A 16,929-nucleotide genomic window follows, 5' to 3' on the forward strand; every position below is an offset into this window, starting at 1 on the left:
CGGCCAGCCACGCGACGATCGCCAACACCGGAAAGTGTCAGGTGATGCAGGTAGCAGCGGTGCTTGCGCGTGGGTCCGAGGGCGGCGGCGCGGCACTCGACCAGGTCGCGGTGCTGACCGGCACCGCGATCGCCATCGCGGCCGTGCTGATCGTGGTCGGTTATCTGCACCGCGCCCGCCACATCACGTGGCTGCGAACCGCCGCCGATCGACTCGGCGGGGTGATCAACCGGCCGGGCTGGGTCGCGCTGCCGCTCGCCCTGTTCATCGCCACCATTCTCACCGCGCTGTTCGGCTTCATCTGGGATGTGAGCCTGCATATCGGGAAGGGCCGCGACGAGGGCCCGCTGGCGAACCCGGCGCACTACTTCATCATGATCGGCCTGTTCTTCCTGTTCATGGCCGGAATGCTGGCCATCATCCTGCCGCTGGACGAAAAACCCGGTCCGGCCGCGATTCGGATCACGCGCGACTGGTACGCCCCGGTCGGGGGCGTGCTGATGGCGGGTGCCGGGCTGTACGCCCTTATCGGCTTCCCACTCGACGACATCTGGCACCGACTGTTCGGCCAGGACGTCACCCTGTGGGGTCCGACGCATCTGATGCTGATCGGCGGCGCCGGTCTTTCGCTGGTCGCGGTGCTGCTGCTGGAATTCGAAGGCCGCCTGGACCGCCCCGATCCGGATCGCACCGACGGTCCGCTGCTGTGGCTGGTCCGCACCTTCGCCTTCGGTGGTCTGCTGATCGGCCTGTCGGTGTATCAGGTCGAATTCGATTTCGGGGTCGAACAGTTTCGCCTCGTCTTCCAGCCGATGCTGATCGCGGCCGCGAGTACGATCGCGCTGATTTCGGCGCGCTACACGCTCGGCCGCGGTGGTGCGTTGGCCGCGGTAGTGTTCGCGATCTTCGTGCGCACCGTCTTGGCGGTCCTGGTCGGTCCGCTGCTCGCCGCGCCACACAATGTATTTCCGCTGTATCTCGGTATCGCGCTGATCGTGGAACTGATGGCGCTGCTGCCCATGTCCAGGCCCGTATGGTGGGGTGCGCTGACCGGACTGGTCGCGGCCACTCTCGGGCTCTGGCTCGAATCACTGTGGGTGGCAGGGATGTTCGTGGATTCCTGGCCGACCGGTATGTGGGTGGAGCTGTTGGTCATGGCGGTGCCGGTGGGTGTCGCGGGCGGTGCGGTCGGCGTGCTGCTCGGCATGGTACTGCGGGGCGAAGAGCTCCCGCGTGTGGCGATACGCCGCGGCATCGTGATCGCGGCGGTGCTGATCACCGCCGCCGCCACCGCGAATGGCTTACGCGTCGATGTTCCCGAAAATGCCTCCGCGACAGTCCAGTTGCGTGATGCGGTAGCACCGGTGGGCGGCGGCCGGATGGTCGACGCCGATATCACACTGGCACCGAAGGATTTGGTTGGCGCTGATCCCGAGTGGGTGCAGATCCTGGCCTGGCAAGGCGGCACCGGTTCCTCGAACCCCGGTCGCGGACTGGTGATCGATCAGCTGCGCCGGGTCGGCGAGGGCCACTATGTGAGCACGAAACCTGTTCCGGCATATGGCAATTGGAAGACTATCCTGCGACTGCATGACGGCCGGATGCTCACCGCGCTACTCGTCTACATGCCTGGTGACCCCGGCATCGACGCCGCCGAAGTTCCGGCACTGGACCAGTTCACGCGCCCCTTCGTCCCCGAAATCACTGTGCTCCAACGTGAACGCTCATTCGACCGACCCTCCTGGCTGATCGATGCGGCGTCGGTGGTGGTACTCATCTGCTCCCTGGTTCTCATCTGGTCGCTGTCCTGGGGTGCGGCTCGAATCAACCTCGCCTATCGAAGCGACCTGCGCGCGGAATCCGCGCCCCTTAAAACCCAGGCCAACCCGAGCTAGCCTCGAGTCATGTGCCGAAATATCACTGCCCTGCGTGGGCTGGAGCCCGCCGCCACCCCGGAAGAAGTGCATGCCGCGGCATTGCAGTACGTCCGCAAGGTCGGCGGGCTGTCCAGCATTTCCGCGGCTACGCGCCCTGCGGTCGACGCCGCCGTCGCCGATATCGCGGCCGCGACCATGCGGCTGCTCGAACAATTGCCCGAGCGGAAGGTTCCGCCCAAGAACGTGCCGCCGCTGCGGCGGCCCGAGGTGCAGGCGCGCATCCACGCGCATTCGCACGATTGACGCTGCTCTGAGCAGATCTGCTGTGGGCAGCGTGGCGAGATTTTTGCGGTAGGCGCGCGGCACGGTGGAGTCATGGCTCACGATGACAAGACACCGTTGTTCAGTTGGCGCGCCAGGGAGCAGCTGCTCAGCAGGCGGATTCTGGTGCTGGACGGACCGCTCGACGACGATAACGGGACGCTGCTGATGACGCAGCTGCTCACCTTGGCCGCCGAGGACGCCGATGCGGGGATCTCATTGTGGATCCATTCCCCGGGTGGTTCGGTTCCGGCGATGCTCGCCATTCGCGATGTGATGCGGCTGGTGCCCTGCGAGGTCTCCACCCTGGCGCTCGGATTGGCTTGCAGCGCAGGACAATTCCTTTTGTCCGCTGGTACGCCGGGTCGGCGGTTCGCCCTGCCGCACGCCAGGGTGCTGATGCATCAGGGCTCGGCCGGAATCGGCGGCAGTGCCGTCGACGTCGAGGTGCAGGCCGATGACCTGCGCTACACCGTGGAGACGGTGCTCGGCATTATCGCGGGGGATACCGGCCAGCCGTACGACCGCATCTACGAGGATTCGCTGCACGACCGCTGGTTCAGCGCGACGCAGGCCAAGGAGTACGGCTTCATCGACCACATTGTCGGCTCGTTCGGGGAAATCGTGCCCCAGCGCCAGCGGATCGGAATTTCGGCATGACCTACACCATTCCCAATGTGATCGCCCAGCATCCGCGTGGCGGTGAGCGGATCACCGATATCTACTCGCATCTGCTCGCCGAGCGGATCGTCTACCTCGGCACCCCGATCGATTCGGGCGTCGCCAACGCGCTCATCGCCCAGCTGTTGCACCTGGAGTCGGAGAGTCCGGAGCAGGAGATCAATCTGTACATCAACTGCGAGGGCGGCGATCTGTCGGCGATGCTCGCGGTGTACGACACCATGCAATTCATCAAGGCTCCGGTGGCGACCACCTGCGTCGGCCAGGCCATCGCGGTCGGCGCGGTACTGCTGGCCGGTGGCGAACCCGGTCGCCGCTCCTTGCTGCCGCACGCCCGGGTCGTCCTGCATCAGCCCGCCGCCCGCGGTCAGGGGGCGATTCCCGATCTGATCCTGCAGGCCGACGAGCTGGTGCGGATGCGCGCCGAAATCGAGTCGATCCTGTCGCGCCACACCGGGCAACCAGCTGAGCGGCTGCGTCACGACACCGACCGAGACCGCGTCTTCACCGCACAGGCGGCCGTCGACTACGGTCTGGTCGACAACGTGCTGGGTGCCCGCGCCGATTGATCAGGCGGCGAGTGCCATGAGGGTGGGTCCAGCACCCGCCCGCGGCGCGGCCTGCCGGGCGAAGGTGAGCTGACGATGAGTGCGCAATTCGTCGGCCACCTGCTCGGTGAGACCGAACAGGGTGGTGCCGAGCGCACCGGCCAGCGCCGCGATCATCTCGCTCGACGGTTCCTTGCGGCCCCGCTCGACCTCGGACAGGTACTGCGGCGAAATGCCCGCGCGACCGGCGGTTTCGACGAGGGTCTCGCGTTGCCCCTGCCGCAGCGTGCGCAGCCGTTCGCCGAGTACCTCGCGCCACAGCGGTTCCTCGGTGTGCCGAGGTCGGTCGTCGCGTCCACCTTGGATCGAGTGCAGCTCGGTCATAGGGAGAGCGTACGACCGCGCCTGCCGATCCGGCCTGGCATTACGCTGTGGGCGGACAAACATACGAAGGCCCCATGTCCAACGGACACAGGGCCTTTCGCGTCGAGTCGGGATCAGGGCAGCGGAATCCACTGGCCGAAGAACCAGAAGCCGTGGCCCTGCGGCTGCTGATCATGCCGCTGCTGGTCCTGGCGCTGATCCCCGCGCTGCTGATCGTGGCCCTGCTGTTGCTGCTCGATACCTGGACGCTGATCCTGCCCCGGATCGGCGCTCGCAACACCCGCACCAACGCCGAGCAGACCGACCAGCACACCGCCCGCGATCGCACCCTTCGCCAGCTTCGACTTGATCTTCATCCACGTTCCTCCTGTTGTCGGGTCTCCATCCGAGACCGCCGACCCGTCCGATCCGGACCGACAAGACAATCTTGGAATCGCAAGATTTGTGCACCCTAGCCCGTGGCTGTGAGTTAGCTGGGACCCATTCGCGAAGGTCGGATCCGGCGGTCGCCACCTCGCCGGACAACTCCTCGTCGCCGTACGAATTGCGAGATCGGTTGCCACACTTCGGATCTGGGTGCCGATGGTCGGGGTGATACCCGCTCGATGACCAGTGTGGCCCCGTCGGCGTTTAATCTGAGCAGATGACCATCCGCAAGGTGACCGTTCTCGGAACCGGGGTATTGGGATCGCAGATCGCATTCCAGACCGCGTTCCACGGATTCGATGTCACCGCCTACGACATCAGCGACGAGGCCATCGCCGGTGCTCGCGACCGTTTCGCCAAGCTCGCGGCGACCTATCGCGTCGAAGTGCGCGGCGGTGACAGCAAGGCCGAGAAGACCGAGGCGGGCATCGTGCTGACCACCGATCTCGCCGCGGCCGTGCAGGATGCCGACCTCGTGATCGAGGCGGTGCCGGAGGTGCTCACCGTCAAGGAGCAGACCTACCGGCAGCTGGGCGAACTCGCGCCGCCGAAGACGATCTTCGCGACCAATTCGTCCACCCTGCTGCCCAGCGATATCAAGGACTACACGGGCCGCCCCGGCAAATTCCTCGCGCTGCACTTCGCGAATCTGGTGTGGCGGTACAACACCGCCGAGGTGATGGGCACGCCCGAGACCGATCCGCAGGTCTTTCGGGCGGTGGTTGAGTTCGCCGCCGCGATCGGCATGGAGCCGATCGAATTGCACAAGGAGAAGGCGGGTTACGTCCTCAATTCGCTGCTCGTGCCGCTGCTCAATGCGGCCATGGCCCTCGGCGCGGGCGGATTCGCCGAACCGGAGGCGGTCGACAAGACCTGGCGGATCGGCACCGGCGCACCGGTCGGGCCATTCCAAATGCTCGACGTCATCGGCCTGACCACCCCCTACAACATCCTGGTCAACAGTGCGGAGGGGCAGGAACTCGCGGCCTGGCTCAAGACGAACTACATCGATAAGGGCAAGCTCGGCATCGCCACCGGAGAGGGTTTCTACAAGTACTCCGAATAGCTCACGGCACGACAGCTATTCCGGCGCGGGCTCGGGTTCGGGAGATTCGTCGGGGGGTGCGGTGACGACATCGATCTGTTCGCCGAGGTAGCGGACTACCACGGCGAGGACGGCCGCTACCGGTACCGCGAGGAAGGCGCCGACGATGCCGTAGAGGGAGCCGCCCGCGGTGATCGAGACCAGGACGACCACGGCATGCAGTTTCATGCTGCGGGCCTGCAGGACCGGTTGCAGTACATTGCCTTCCAACTGCTGGACCGCGATGATGATGCCGAGCACGATCAGCGCGGTGGTGACGCCATTGCCGACCAGTGCCACGAGCACCGCCAGCGCCCCGGCGACGAATGCGCCGACCATCGGCACGAAACCGCCCATGAAGGTGATCACCGCGAGCACGAATGCCAGTGGGACGTGCAAGATCACCAGTCCGGCGCCGATGAACACCGCGTCGATCAGACTCACCAGCGCCTGGACGCGGATGAATCCGCCGAGGGTGGACCAGATGCGATTGAGCACCTCCTCGAGGTGCCTGCCGCCGCGACTGCCGAGAACGGCATGCAGCCACGGCAGCAGCCGTGGACCGTCCTTGACGAAGAAGAACGCCAGCACCAGTACCAGCAATAGCGTTACCAGCGTGGAGGTCGCGGTGGTCACGCCGGTAAAGACGCCGGAGGCAATCTGTTCCGAACTGGACTTCAGCCGCTGTGTGATCGCGTCCACCGCCGCTTGCAGCTGCTCGTCGCGTATGCGCAGCGGGGGACCGTGCAGCCAATCACGCACCTTGTTGACGCCCTCGGTGGATTTGTCGGCCAGCTCCGGGGCCTGGTCCACGACCGACGGGACGATCAGTGCGATGACACCCGCGAGAACTCCGATGAATCCGAGCAGGGTGACCGTTGCCGCGGCGCCGGGCCGAAAGCCGTGCGCGGTGAGCCAGCGGGTCGGCGGCCACAGTATTGTCGCGACGATCAGTGCCAGCGCGATCGGCAGCAGTACCACCCAGAGCGCGGCTACGACGGTGCCGAGCACCCACGCCCCCGCGGCGATCGCCACGATGCACAGCGACCATTTGGCCAGCCAGATCAGTCCGGCGCCGATCGCGTCGCCGCGATCGCGGGTCGGTGGGCGGATCTTCTCGGTGCCGTCCTGCTCACTCACGCCGTCAGTCTGGCACGGTAGACGGCCGGACGGTGCCATCATCGGCACGCTGCGCAGGACTCAGCGGGTCGACCGCTACCGAGTCGTTCGCGGCGAACCAGGTCCGGTAGAAGGTGAACGCCAGCGCGGCGAAGACACCCAGAATCGCGACGCCGAACGGGAACGGGTAGTTCGCCATCGGCAGCGCGAGGAAGCGCACGCACAGCAGCACCCCCGCGAAGGTCGCGATACCGAAGGCCACCACTTGGGCGCGGCCGCGGTCCCAACCCCGGTCCGGATCGCGCAGGACGGATTCGACGGTCAGGCACAGTGCCGCGCCAGCGACGAGGTCGACGCCGTAGTGCGCCCCGAGGCCGAGCGTCGCGACGAGGGTGCAGACCAGCCAGAACGCGCCACCCCAGCGCAACCAGAGCGGCCCGCGCCGGGAGTGGATGAACAGCGACAGCGCCCACGCGGTATGCAGTGACGGCATGCAGTTACGCGGTGTGATGCTGTCGAAAGGCATCGAATCGACCGAGGACGGCAGTGCCGCAACGATATTCGGCCAGACATCGGCGAGTTCGAAACCCTGCCCCTGCGGGCCGAACGCGAGCACCGGCCCGACCACCGGGAAGACCACATAGAACAGCGGACCGACCACACCGAGCGTCAGGAACGTGCGCACCAGGTAGTGCCGCGGCCACCTACCCGCGGTGACGCCGCGCAGTTGCCACGCCGCGACCACAATGGCCGCGACCGGCAGTTCGAAATACACCCAACGCACCACACCCAGCGGCACCGGTCCTGCCGCGTCGAGTACCTGTCCGACGAGCCACGACGGATTGCCGAGCGCGTGATCGGCCAGTTCGGCATAGGGATCCAGCACGGTCGGGCAGGCCCAAGCGGTGATGTCCAGCCAGATCTCGCCGACCTTCGTCGCCAGAATCAGCAGCGCACCGAGAGCGATTGTGCGCAGCGCGGTTTCGCGACGCGCACCGGTCCAGCGCACGGCCGCGATCACCGCCAGTGCGGTGAGCACAATGGTCGGACCGTTCCCGACCGTGAACAACCGCCCCTCGATCGCCCGAATGATCACGAAGACCACATCGATGCCGACCGCGGCCGCCAGCGCGCGCACCCGCACCTTCCAGGAGACGCCGATCAGCGCCAGCAAAAACCCGGCCCACGGCGTGGTCGCCGACTTGGGCCGCCCGACATAATCCCAAGAAAGACTGGTCAGCGGCCCGAGCGCATTGATATGCACGGCCATCAACTGCCCCGCGATCAACACCACGACCGCGCCCGCGATACTGCCCCAGATCAACCGAGTTCGCCACGGACGCGCAGTCCCCACTTCCCCCGGGGGTGCAACCGATCTCTCCTGCGCGTCCTGAATCAACATCCCGACATCGTAAACAGGATGTGAACACCACCGTGCGCCCCGATTAACGCAACCTGTGAACTCGCTGCGCGCGCTTGCGGACCGGTGCGTGCCGGAGCTTGCCGAAGCACCAGCCGAGGTGGCCGGATATCAGGGGCGGGCGATGATGAGGGGGCAGTCGGTGGCGTGTAGGACGGCCTGGCTGACCGAGCCGAGGGTCATGCCCGCGAAGCCGCCGCGCCCGCGGCTGCCCAGGACGATCAGTTGCGCGTATTCCGCCTCGGCGAGTAGGCATCTGGCCGGTCGATCCTCGACGACCACGCGCTCGACCTCCATGTCCGGATACTTCTCCGCATAGCCCGCCAGGCTTTCGGACAGCAACGCCTCGGCCTCTTTCCGCATATCGTCTCGGGAGATATAGCGGTTGAATTCGGACCAGGTGAGTACCGCGCGCAGTGCGACCGCGCGATGGGCGGCCTGGTCGAAGGCGACCTCGATGGCGCGGGTGGCGCTGGGGGAGCCGTCGACACCGACGAGCACCGGTCCCCGCAGCCGATCGGCTTTGTAGTCCTCGGATTCGGGAATGACGGCGACCGGACAGTGCCCGTGCCTTGCGACGGCGGTGCTCACCGAGCCGAGCAGGCCACGGCGGAAGGCGCCGAGACCGCGGGTGCCGACGACGAGCATGCGCGCTTCCTTGGAGCGGTCCAGCAGGACCGGTATCGGCGGCGCGTCGACCACGAAGGTGGCGATTTCGAGGTCGCCGACCGGTGCGGCGGCCGCGGTCGCGTAGGCGCTGGCAGTGGTGACGGCGGCGGCGCCGTCCGCTCGATAGGCGTCGTAATCGATTTGGTCGAAGGCTATTCCGGGGCCGAAGTCCATCGGGGCGCCGATGCCGTACACGATGTGCAGCGGCGCGCGGTGGTGGACGGCGTCGGCCGCGGCCCAGCGCACCGCCTCGGCGGCGGCGCCGGAGCCGTCGAAGCCGACGAGTACGGGGGGATTTATGGTGGTGGACATGGGATTTCGTAGCCCTCCAGCGTGACCGCGCTACTGCGGACGGACGACCATGACCGGGCAGTGCGCGGTCTGGACCAGTGCGTCGCTGGTGGAGCCGAGCAGCAGTCCGCGGAATCCGCCGCGCCCCCGGCTGCCGACCACGACCAGCTGCGCCGACCGCGACCATTCGCGCAGTGCCTGCCGCGGACCCGACAGGTACACCTTGCGGATGACCAGCACGTCCGGGTACTTCTCCTGCCAGCCCCTGAGCTGCTCGGCCAGGATCGCCTGTCCGGCGGTCTCGGCATCGTGATCAACGGCGTAGGGGAGCCCCGCGATGCGGTCGAAATACAGGTCGCTCCAAGCGTGGACGGCGACGAGTCTGGTTCTGCGTTCGCTGGCCTCGGCGAACGCGGCCCCGACGGCGGCCGTGCTCCCCGCTCCGCCGTCGATACCGAGCACAACCGGGCCTACGCGTCGGGTCTGCTGTTCGGTGCCGGTGTCACGTACTACCACGATCGCACCGCGGCCGTGGCTTGCCACCGCGAGCAGCGTCGATCCGAGATAGCTCAGGGCGCCGTCGGAACCCGCGGTTCCGATCGCGACCAGATGCGCCGCCTCGGACAGCTCGATCAACAGATGTGCCGGATTGGCTTCGGAGAGTTCGGTTTCCACGGTCAGGTCCGGATCGACCTGATGGGCGAGTCGGCGTGCTGTGCGCAGCACGTCGGCACCTTCGCGGCGGATCGCGTCGATCACCGGCGGCATGATCACGTCGTACATCCCGTAGACCGAACCCGCCGCCGCGAGGTCGAGACCGTGCACGATGCGCAGCCGCCGACCCCGCTGGGAGGCGGTCTCGGCGGCCCAGCGGACGGCGAGATCGGCCGCCTCGGAGCCGTCGGTGCCGACCACTACTTCGGCCGACGCCAGCCGGTGTGATGCATCGCGGTGCTGGTCGGTCATGGATGTCCCTTCGGGTTCCGAGATATCAGCTACCCGTAGGTTAGGAATCCGAGGTCGTCGCGCACGCCTGGCATTGGTCACCAACCGCAGGGCCCAAAGGCCGCTCATGTCTGGATGGTGTTCGGATGGCACAGCGCACGGAACAGCCCCGCCTGGCCGGTTCAGGGCAACGGCGCCGACCAGCGCAACGTCGTCCCCCCGTGCTCGCCCTTGATCACGCTGAAACTGCCGCCCGCCTGCTCGGCGCGTGTCGCCAGATTCGCCAATCCGCTCATCCGTGCGAGGTCGTCGGGCACGCCGACACCGTCATCGGTGACCTCGATGGTGACATCGTCGCGCACCCGGAGCTGGACCGATACCGTCGTCGCCGACGCATGCCGCACCGCATTGCTCACCGCCTCGCGCAGCACCGCTTCGACATCCTCCGACAGCGGCGGTGTAAGCACCGAGACCGGACCGGCGAGGCGAATCGTGGTGCGCAATCCGCTATCGCCGATCATTTCGGCGATGATGCCGTGCAGCCGTTTACGTAGTGTCGGCGCATCCGTGCTGGTGCTCTCGTGCAGATCGAAGATCGAATGCCGGATTTCCTGCACGATCGACTGGACGTCCTGGATGGTCTCGGTGAGCCGGGATTTGACCTCGGGCACGCGGGCCCGCTGGGCAGTGCCCTGCAGTGAGAGACCGACCGCGAACAGGCGCTGGATGACATGGTCGTGCAGGTCACGCGCGATCCGGTCACGGTCGGAGAGCACGTCGAGTTCGCGGTTGCGGCGCTGGCTCCGGGCAAGTTGCAGTGCCAGTGCCGCTTGGACGGAGAAGTCCGCCATCATGGCCTGTCCTGCGGCGTCGATCGGCCCGGCCGATGGTGGACGCAGGAGCGTGAGCACACCGATAACCGTCTGTTCGGCCCGCAGTGGCAGCACCAGCGCCGGACCGAATTCGGTCGAGTTGCCGAATCGCAGGCTGTATTGGAGCCGATCGACCGAAAGGACCTGGTTTTCCCGAAATGCGATGCCCGAGTGCGATTCGTTGATCGGAATGCGCTGTCCGGTCAGCTTTTGCGCATCGACACCCGCCGCTGCGACCACGACCAGATCGGTCACCTCGTCGGGCGGAATATCCGGATCTTCGGGCAGTGAGAGGAAACTGCACGCCGATTGGGTGAGCTGCAGCGCCCGGTCGGTGACCAGCTCCAGCACCTCGTTCGGTTCGCCGCCAGCGAGTAGTTCGGTGGCCACATCGCGGTTGGCCTCCAGCCATTGCTGGCGGATTTGGGATTGTTCGTAGAGGCGGGCGTTGGAAATGGCGATACCCGCCGCGGCGGCCAGCGCCCGCACCACCACCTCGTCGTCGTCGGTGAATTCCTGCCCACCGGCCTTCTCGGTCAGGTACAGGTTGCCGAAGATCTCGTCGCGAACCTTCACCGGTACGCCGAGGAAGGTGTGCATCGGCGGGTGGTGGGCGGGGAAGCCGACCGACGACGGATGCTTCGAAAGATCTGCCAGCCGAATGGGTTTCGGTTGTTCGAAGAGCAGGCCGAGGACACCGTGACCGCGCGGCAGATCGCCGATCATGACCCGGGTCCGGTCGTCGATGCCCTCGTAGACGAATTCGGCGAGCTCGTTGCTGTCGGTTTCGCGCACGCCGAGCGCGCCGTATTCGGAGTCGACCAACTCGATGGCGGTGTGCACGATCGAGCGCAGCGTATTGTCCAGGTCCAATCCGGCGGTGACGACCAGCATGGCATCGATCAGCCGGTCCATCTGGTCGCGGACGCCGACCATTTGGGCGATGCGGTCCTGGACTTCGCCGATCAGTTCACGAAGTCGCAGTTGAGACAAAGTTTCCGTGACCGGCGCCTGGCCGGAGACGGTCCACTCGTCTGCCATGATCTGTATTCTGCCCGCGTGGTGTACCCCATGTCACGCCGAACGAAACCACAGGTTGCTCACTCCTGCTGTTTGGTGGGCGCGTTGAGTTTGGAGGCCAGTACCGCTGCCTGGGTGCGACGTTCCACCCCGAGTTTGGTCAGCAGCCGGGAGACGTAGTTCTTCACAGTTTTCTCCGCAAGGAACATCCGGCTCGCGATCTGCCTATTCGTGAGCCCCTCACCCAGCAGACCGAGCAGCGTCCGTTCCTGTTCGCTGAGACCGGCCAGCGGTCCCGTCTTGGCCTCGGCCTCCTCGCGCAGCTTCGTCATGAGGGCTGCGGCCGCGCGATTATCGAGCAGCGACTTACCCGCGCCGACCTCGCGAATGGCCTCGACCAGCTCCATCGTGTCGATGTCTTTGACCACATACCCGCTGGCCCCGGCCAGAATGGCATCGAGCATGGCCTGCTCGTCGGTGAACGAGGTGAGTATCAGACACCGCAGCCCAGGATGCTGATTCAGCAGTTCACGACACAATTCGATGCCGTTGCCATCGGGCAGGCGCACGTCCAGCACCGCGACCTGCGGGCGCAGCGCGGGGATGCGCGCCAACGCCTGCGAAACCGTGCCCGCCTCGCCGACGACCTCGAGATCGGGCTCGGAATCGATCAGATCCTTCACACCGCGACGCACGATCTGATGGTCATCGACCAGGAACACGCTCGTCATCGCAACACCTCCGCTGGGTCCCTCCAGCGTAGCCCCGCGAATATGCGCATCTGGACGATCGATCACCATGCGTCGGTGGAGGAAAATGTCGGGTAGACCCCACCGCCAGCGCATTCTCGAGTTACCGCATTGTGAGGATGTCGGGTAGGGGGCGGCGGGGGGTTGGTGGGGGTTCGGGGGTGTTGGCGGGGGTGGTGCCTACGCGGATGAGGACCTGGGGGATGGTGGGGTGGGGGAGCATGGTCGCGATGGCTGTTCGGGCCGAAGGCAATTCGGTGATGTGGGTCATCGGGCAAGTTGCCAGGCCCGACGTGGTGCATTCCAGGAGGACGGCGGAGAGGGCTTCGCCGGTGTGCAGCCAGGTGGTGACGGATTCGCTCGGTGAGCTGAGTATCAGTAGGCGGGCGTGGTCATCGAGGGTTTCGCGGCGGGCCGAATGCGGTGCGGACGGGAAGGTGCGGCCTACGCCGACGCGGGCGAATTCGGCATCGGAGGCCAGGGATTCGCGCGGGACGCCTTCCGTATCGCCGGAATGTCCGGCCCACCAATGCAATTCGGTCTGGTATTCCATGTCGTAGCGCCGGACCGCAGTGGCGTGGTCGGAGGCCGCCGTGAGCTTCGCGCGGGCGCTGTCGTCGAGGAGATCGAGTTCGATGTCGTGGGGTGTCACCAGCATTCGACCGGCATGCAGGAGCGGCGACAAGTCGGTCGGCGCGTACAGCGGCAGTCGGTCCGTACGTCGCTTATCGATGGCGTGGGCGCGGGCCAGCACGCCGGTCGGCGGCTCGGGCCACGGCCGGAACTCGATCACCGCCAGATAGCCGGGGCGGCCGGTATCGGGTAGCCGGGTGGTATCGGTGTGCCAGCCCTTTGCGGCGAATGCGGTGCGCACGTGGTGCAGCATCGCGCCACAGCTGATCACCAGTTGCCGACCCAGCGGGTCCGCCGAGGTCAGCAGGCGGTCGTCGTCACGGTACAGGTGCAGCCGGGTCCCGTCGAAGACCCAGCGCCACGGTTGGGTGTTGTGCAACGACGGCGCGCGGCTGGCCGAACGCATGGCCGCCAGCACCGTCGAATGGTCCGGCACGGAACGTACGGGGGAGAGGCGGGTGTCGGTCATACTCCCGAGCCTCGTCCGACGATGCGCCGGTCGATATGGGCCTTCTTCCTGTTCTCGAAGGTCGATGGTCACCGGCCGGGTCGGGCCGTGCACTTGGTGCCGAAGGTCAGGTGTGGCAGTGACTTTCGGCCCTCCCGTCGTGGACGTCGCGGATGCTGCCATCGAGTCCCGAGGGTCGGAACTCGAACAATCCAATAGCGAGGTCGTCATGAGTGCGTCAGGGAAGTGGTCCACCCCGGCCTTCCCCGACATCGTCGTATTTCCGCGTGGACCGATCGCGGAGTTGGAACTCGAACGCGTGGCCGGCGCGGTCGGGCGATTGCTTACCCGAAATCGAATCGACGGTGGTGCCCGGGTGCGGGTCGTCGTCGCGAATTGCCCGAGTGGGCCGCAGTTGGTGCAGGTGAATCTGTGCGTGCGCGGCACTCCGGCGCGCGTGCAGACGATCACCCCGGGGGCGGGCATGGTGCTGCCGGTCGTGCAGCGGCTCGAGCGCCTGATCGAACGGTTGACGACAAAGCGACGGGTGGCGCCGGAACGGGAGCCGATACGGCGACTGCTCGCGGCATCCGGACATGGCACTATCACCCGCCGCAAGAATTGTTCGCTGCTGGTGGTTCCCCCGGATGCGGCGGCAGCGGTGCTGGACGCGATGGACTACGACGCGCACCTGTTCGTCGACGCCGAGACCGGCGCTGACGCGATCGTCTACCGTGGCGATCCCGCGGGTATCGAGCTGCTCCGTTCGCCGAGCGACCCTTCAGCAGCCGATCCGAGAATTCCGGAGTTGTCCGAGACCGCGGCCGTCGACCGCCTGTGCGCCATCGGCCTGCCGTTCCTGTTCTTCATCGATCCCGTCAGCCGCCGCGGGAACCTGCTGTACCGCCGCTACGACGCCGACCTCGGGCTGATCACGCCCCGGACCAGCTGACCTGTGTTCGGTAGGACCAAACGTCCCTGGATCTAGGGCATCCCGGCTCTGTCGACGACCGTGCCGCCCGAGCACAGTTGGGATGGGAGCCGGCCACCGATGGTCGGGCAGAAGCGAGGCGGTACGAGAACGGCGTACTGCGAGAGCGGATCACGGGGCGGGCGAGTCGACTCGGCGGTGCCATGCGGGGCAGCGCACGAGTTGTGTGGCGATCGACGACCACGCCGTGATCCGACGGATTCGCGCCGTCGCCGCCGAATCCGCTCGCCCGCTGTCGCGCTGGCCGGCTCCGTTTCGATTACTGCGCGCGGAGCACCATGATGCCCGGCGTCGTTCGCACGTAGTCGGCGAAGGGGGAGTCGACCACCTTCTCGTTGGCGGCGAGTGAGGACGCGTTGCGGAAGACCGGGCCGCTCGGTGTCATGACGAAGATGCCGACATGGGTGACATCGAGTCCCGGCTGGTCGGCGTAGGCGCCGATGTAGTCACCGGTGCGGAGTCCACCGATGACGCTCTCGTCCACCGCGGCGCCGGGGATGTAGGTGATATCGCGATCGACCACCGGCAGACCCGGAAGATATGTTCCGCCACCGGCTTTCGCGTTGAGGTGCTTGGTGACGGTCACCGCGGCCGGGCTCAACGTGCCGGTGATATCGGTGGCCGCGATGCGCGCGGTATGCGACCAATCGCTGAAGAAGTGCTTGCGCTGCTGGAACTCGACGCGACCGTCGGTGTAGCGGGTCGCGATCAGATTCGCGACGAACTGGTCGCGATCCGCGGACCTGCTGAGCGCTTCGACATAGTCGAGATAGGTGAAGCAATCCACTCGCCGCAGGTCGATGACCAGCTGTTCGGGCTGGTCCGCCGAGCCGATGAGCATATCCGCGCCATACGGCGTCCCGAGCAGGCGTCCCGACAACCGCTCGATCAGCGCACCCTTGCTCGCACCCGGCGAGGCGGCCCGCAGTGCCAGCAGCTCATCGATCTTCCCGGCAGTGACGTCATCGCTGATCGGTGCGCCGAACGCGGCGGGAACGGTCGGCATGGCCATGCCGACGAGCGCCGAGATGATGAGCAGTACGCGGGCGATGCTGCGCAAAGGGCCTCCAGCGAGTCGATCGGTCATTGCTGCCACGGTAGTCCGAGTCCGGCGGTCCTCGGTCGCCGAACACGAAAACGGCCCGGCGGCCGCAAGATCCGCTGGGGATTCCGTCATGAGCCCTACATTCCGAGTCGAACAGTTTGGACACGGGGTGATCACGATGTTGCTTGTTCGTTATCTCAGACAGGCCTTGGTTATAGGAAACTGCCTGTTCGAGCGCGATTCGGCCGGGCTTACAGATGCAAGCGCGCGGTGGGGTACCGCAGGACCAAGGGCTCGGCGCGACGATTCCCGGCAAGTGTGGCAGGCTCAGTAATCGAGGCCGGGGTGTAGAGGTTTCGACTCGCACAACGGTCGGCGTGACCACGGGAGACCCCAGCTACGGCTGGGGTCTTCGTGTGTCTGTGGCGTGCTTGCCCCCTCGAAAACGGTGCTCATCAATGTCGATTCCGCACCGATGTGAGCTCAGTAACCATATCCTGTTAAGCGCCAGTTACCGACGTAAAAGTTCGTTACGGCCGACCTGCTGCGTTTGTGCGGCCGGAACCTCCGTGTAACGATAGTTTCAATCGCGAACGAACAAATCATCCCGAAGTGTTCACCCACGGCAGATACGGTCCCCATCGTCGCACCGGATTTGTTCCCTTCGGTGTGTTCGCCTGCGGGTCCAATCGCCGGTTGTGGCTGTCTCGCGCATGTCTGCGCGAAAAACGAGGAATGGTGTACGTGAGTGAGTTCTGGAGTCTGAGCACGTCGGCAGCTTTGGTGAGCGTCGGCATCTCACTGTATGGTGTAGTCGCATATCTGGTCGGAATTCTGGATGGTGGCACGCGACCGCGAATGGCGTCTTGGGTGGCTTGGTGTACTGCCAATACGGTATTCGCGATGGTCGCATATCTGGCGGGCGCATATCTCGCCGCTGGTATCAATGCAGCGTCGGCAAGTATGAATGCCGCCGTTATCGTCCTCGGTTTGCGGCGTGGGGTGAGTCTGCGGCCCAACGACAATATCGATTGGGCGTGTCTGCTCTCCTCCATCGCATGTGTGCTGGTCACAGTGGAGATTTCGGAGAAGACTTTCGGTGCGCTTGTGGCCATCTGCGCCAATCTCATCGCCACCGTACCGACGCTGCGGCACGCCTGGTCGAAGCCTCAGGAGGAAACCTGGCAAATGTTCGCCGCGAATGCATTCGCCGGAGCCCTCGGTGTGCTGGGAGTGCTGCTGGCAAGTGGATATCAATTCGCCACTGTCGCGGGACCGCTGATTACCGCGATCGGCAACATTGCCTTGGTATCACTTACCGTCGGCCGTGGTCGAATTGCGGAAGAATCTGCTGTGCCCGTGCGAGTCGGTTAGTCGAAATGCGATCGATAATCTCGAATATCGGT

Annotated in this window: 17 protein-coding genes; 7 read left to right on the forward strand and 10 right to left on the reverse strand. The window is 65.8% G+C overall.

The features are described 5' to 3' along the window. Positions 1 to 44: 44 nt before the first annotated feature. The 4 genes from NP3_RS19820 (at position 45) to NP3_RS19835 (ending at position 3,448) form a co-directional block, all read left to right on the forward strand. Entirely contained in the window at positions 45 to 1,895 is a 1,851-nt protein-coding gene (locus NP3_RS19820) for a hypothetical protein (protein ID WP_063043073.1), read from the forward strand. A 9-nt stretch (positions 1,896 to 1,904) separates the two neighbouring features. Further along, on the forward strand, positions 1,905 to 2,180 hold the full coding sequence (locus NP3_RS19825; RefSeq protein WP_063043074.1) for a DUF2277 domain-containing protein: 276 nt from the start codon (positions 1,905 to 1,907) through the stop codon (positions 2,178 to 2,180). Positions 2,181 to 2,252: 72 nt separating this feature from the next. After that, positions 2,253 to 2,858, forward strand: a complete 606-nt coding sequence (locus tag NP3_RS19830) for a ClpP family protease (protein WP_063043075.1) — start codon at positions 2,253 to 2,255, stop codon at positions 2,856 to 2,858. Next, a complete protein-coding gene (locus NP3_RS19835) occupies positions 2,855 to 3,448 on the forward strand; it encodes a ClpP family protease (RefSeq protein ID WP_063043076.1) in 594 nt (197 codons plus the stop codon). Before NP3_RS19830 ends, NP3_RS19835 begins: the two co-directional genes overlap by 4 nt. Here NP3_RS19835 and NP3_RS19840 read toward each other — a convergent pair whose 3' ends face one another. Together NP3_RS19840 and NP3_RS19845 are read right to left on the reverse strand one after the other, a co-directional pair. After that, entirely contained in the window at positions 3,449 to 3,811 is a 363-nt protein-coding gene (locus NP3_RS19840; protein WP_063043077.1) for a helix-turn-helix domain-containing protein, read from the reverse strand. It lies immediately after the preceding gene. 113 nt (positions 3,812 to 3,924) lie between these two features. Continuing rightward, positions 3,925 to 4,167 (reverse strand): hypothetical protein, encoded by a 243-nt coding sequence (locus tag NP3_RS19845; RefSeq protein ID WP_063043078.1) that lies wholly within the window; start codon positions 4,165 to 4,167, stop codon positions 3,925 to 3,927. Between the two features lie 287 nt (positions 4,168 to 4,454). Here NP3_RS19845 and NP3_RS19850 point away from each other — a divergent pair, with 287 nt between their 5' ends. Then, on the forward strand, positions 4,455 to 5,303 hold the full coding sequence (locus NP3_RS19850; RefSeq protein ID WP_063043079.1) for a 3-hydroxyacyl-CoA dehydrogenase: 849 nt from the start codon (positions 4,455 to 4,457) through the stop codon (positions 5,301 to 5,303). A 15-nt stretch (positions 5,304 to 5,318) separates the two neighbouring features. On the opposite strand, the gene NP3_RS19855 is transcribed toward NP3_RS19850, so the two are convergent. The 7 genes from NP3_RS19855 to NP3_RS19885 form a co-directional block, all read right to left on the reverse strand. Further along, a complete protein-coding gene (locus NP3_RS19855) occupies positions 5,319 to 6,461 on the reverse strand; it encodes an AI-2E family transporter (protein ID WP_063043080.1) in 1,143 nt (380 codons plus the stop codon). Positions 6,462 to 6,465: 4 nt separating this feature from the next. Next, positions 6,466 to 7,842 carry a phosphatase PAP2 family protein gene (locus NP3_RS19860; protein WP_063043081.1) on the reverse strand — a complete coding sequence of 459 codons (1,377 nt, stop codon included), beginning with the start codon at positions 7,840 to 7,842 and terminating at the stop codon, positions 6,466 to 6,468. A gap of 129 nt (positions 7,843 to 7,971) precedes the next feature. Beyond that, complete coding sequence (locus tag NP3_RS19865; RefSeq protein WP_063043082.1) at positions 7,972 to 8,841, reverse strand: universal stress protein; 870 nt, start codon at positions 8,839 to 8,841, stop codon at positions 7,972 to 7,974. Positions 8,842 to 8,871: 30 nt separating this feature from the next. Beyond that, positions 8,872 to 9,786, reverse strand: a complete 915-nt coding sequence (locus NP3_RS19870; protein WP_063043083.1) for a universal stress protein — start codon at positions 9,784 to 9,786, stop codon at positions 8,872 to 8,874. 161 nt (positions 9,787 to 9,947) lie between these two features. Further along, on the reverse strand, positions 9,948 to 11,678 hold the full coding sequence (locus tag NP3_RS19875) for a sensor histidine kinase (RefSeq protein WP_063043084.1): 1,731 nt from the start codon (positions 11,676 to 11,678) through the stop codon (positions 9,948 to 9,950). A gap of 59 nt (positions 11,679 to 11,737) precedes the next feature. Then, entirely contained in the window at positions 11,738 to 12,388 is a 651-nt protein-coding gene (locus NP3_RS19880) for a response regulator transcription factor (protein ID WP_063043101.1), read from the reverse strand. Between the two features lie 121 nt (positions 12,389 to 12,509). Beyond that, entirely contained in the window at positions 12,510 to 13,508 is a 999-nt protein-coding gene (locus tag NP3_RS19885) for an Acg family FMN-binding oxidoreductase (protein WP_063043085.1), read from the reverse strand. A gap of 208 nt (positions 13,509 to 13,716) precedes the next feature. Between NP3_RS19885 and NP3_RS19890 the strand changes: the two genes are divergently transcribed. Continuing rightward, the gene (locus NP3_RS19890) at positions 13,717 to 14,439 is read left to right on the forward strand and encodes a sigma 54 modulation/S30EA ribosomal C-terminal domain-containing protein (RefSeq protein WP_169814521.1); all 723 of its coding nucleotides are present in this window, start codon (positions 13,717 to 13,719) and stop codon (positions 14,437 to 14,439) included. Between the two features lie 298 nt (positions 14,440 to 14,737). Here NP3_RS19890 and NP3_RS19895 read toward each other — a convergent pair whose 3' ends face one another. Beyond that, complete coding sequence (locus NP3_RS19895; protein WP_063043087.1) at positions 14,738 to 15,565, reverse strand: DUF1460 domain-containing protein; 828 nt, start codon at positions 15,563 to 15,565, stop codon at positions 14,738 to 14,740. A 702-nt stretch (positions 15,566 to 16,267) separates the two neighbouring features. Between NP3_RS19895 and NP3_RS19900 the strand changes: the two genes are divergently transcribed. Next, positions 16,268 to 16,897: a hypothetical protein gene (locus NP3_RS19900; RefSeq protein ID WP_157124407.1), complete on the forward strand. Its 630-nt coding sequence runs from the start codon at positions 16,268 to 16,270 to the stop codon at positions 16,895 to 16,897. Positions 16,898 to 16,929: the final 32 nt, after the last annotated feature.

This window comes from Nocardia pseudovaccinii NBRC 100343 (assembly GCF_001613225.1).
Classification (GTDB): Bacteria; Actinomycetota; Actinomycetes; order Mycobacteriales; family Mycobacteriaceae; genus Nocardia; species Nocardia pseudovaccinii.

Bases quoted from the DNA above. Each gene is read 5' to 3' on its own strand.
- NP3_RS19840 (WP_063043077.1), bottom strand. From the start codon at position 3,811: ATGACCGAGCTGCACTCGATCCAAGGTGGACGCGACGACCGACCTCGG.
- NP3_RS19865 (WP_063043082.1), bottom strand. From the start codon at position 8,841: ATGTCCACCACCATAAATCCCCCCGTACTCGTCGGCTTCGACGGCTCC.
- NP3_RS19875 (WP_063043084.1), bottom strand. From the start codon at position 11,678: ATGGCAGACGAGTGGACCGTCTCCGGCCAGGCGCCGGTCACGGAAACT.
- NP3_RS19885 (WP_063043085.1), bottom strand. From the start codon at position 13,508: ATGACCGACACCCGCCTCTCCCCCGTACGTTCCGTGCCGGACCATTCG.
- NP3_RS19820 (WP_063043073.1), top strand. From the start codon at position 45: ATGCAGGTAGCAGCGGTGCTTGCGCGTGGGTCCGAGGGCGGCGGCGCG.
- NP3_RS19845 (WP_063043078.1), bottom strand. From the start codon at position 4,167: ATGAAGATCAAGTCGAAGCTGGCGAAGGGTGCGATCGCGGGCGGTGTG.
- NP3_RS19895 (WP_063043087.1), bottom strand. From the start codon at position 15,565: ATGACCGATCGACTCGCTGGAGGCCCTTTGCGCAGCATCGCCCGCGTA.
- NP3_RS19860 (WP_063043081.1), bottom strand. From the start codon at position 7,842: ATGTTGATTCAGGACGCGCAGGAGAGATCGGTTGCACCCCCGGGGGAA.
- NP3_RS19880 (WP_063043101.1), bottom strand. From the start codon at position 12,388: ATGACGAGCGTGTTCCTGGTCGATGACCATCAGATCGTGCGTCGCGGT.
- NP3_RS19825 (WP_063043074.1), top strand. From the start codon at position 1,905: ATGTGCCGAAATATCACTGCCCTGCGTGGGCTGGAGCCCGCCGCCACC.
- NP3_RS19890 (WP_169814521.1), top strand. From the start codon at position 13,717: ATGAGTGCGTCAGGGAAGTGGTCCACCCCGGCCTTCCCCGACATCGTC.
- NP3_RS19870 (WP_063043083.1), bottom strand. From the start codon at position 9,786: ATGACCGACCAGCACCGCGATGCATCACACCGGCTGGCGTCGGCCGAA.
- NP3_RS19850 (WP_063043079.1), top strand. From the start codon at position 4,455: ATGACCATCCGCAAGGTGACCGTTCTCGGAACCGGGGTATTGGGATCG.
- NP3_RS19835 (WP_063043076.1), top strand. From the start codon at position 2,855: ATGACCTACACCATTCCCAATGTGATCGCCCAGCATCCGCGTGGCGGT.
- NP3_RS19830 (WP_063043075.1), top strand. From the start codon at position 2,253: ATGGCTCACGATGACAAGACACCGTTGTTCAGTTGGCGCGCCAGGGAG.